The organism is Oleiphilus sp. HI0079, assembly GCF_001635105.1.
On record NZ_LWFT01000339.1, the window covers coordinates 1 to 676 of the forward strand.

At 47.9% G+C, this 676-nt stretch carries 1 protein-coding gene; it reads right to left on the bottom strand.

Features of this window, described 5'->3' with window-relative positions; all coding sequences use genetic code 11:
• On the bottom strand, positions 1 to 454 hold a 454-nt coding region (locus tag A3750_RS04655), incomplete at its 3' end, for an aminoacyl-tRNA deacylase (protein WP_197474890.1).
• Positions 455 to 676 lie beyond the last annotated feature (222 nt).

Below are 676 nucleotides of genomic sequence, written 5' to 3' on the forward strand. Positions count from 1 at the left end.
ACAAGCCTACATTCGCGTCTCGCAATACAGCTCTAACAGAACCCTGACTTAAACGCAGTAAGGTATTTGCACAACCACTTGAAGCAAAGACCTCTTCCCACGAGAACACAGCTTCATCGACATAGAGCGGCAAATCATAGGCCTGCCCCAGGACAGGCACGTGGCCATGGTCGCAGTCAGTAAACAATCGCCCTGCCTGCTCGTCGTCAATTAATTGAAAGTCTCTACTCGAAAAACTGTTTAATGCATCAATATTGGGCTTGGCTTGAAACGGAACAATCAGCGCAGCTGGTCCGGCTCGGTCTAGAACGAGATGCGTCTTGACGGTTAATTCTGGTACAGCCTGCGCTAACAATACTGCGTGAGACAAGTCCCTTGAACGAGCATGATGAATCAGCTGACACTGAACAGCATGAGCATGAATGTATTTACCTAAACGGCTAGCTATGGGCACCGGACTTCTCTCTACGAAAATGAACACGTTCAACAACAGCACCCGGTTAGCATCTACATTGCAAACCGGAGTACCTTTCATTGAAGTGTAATCGAAGCTCAGCACCCTGCCTGTCTTACGTCACAAACCGCCGTTTCAATTCTTAGTAGAAGTGTAACGAAGTGTTGTCAGGAGACCTGCAAAGCAATCCCAACCCTTAAGCCTCACATCACCATTTCACGA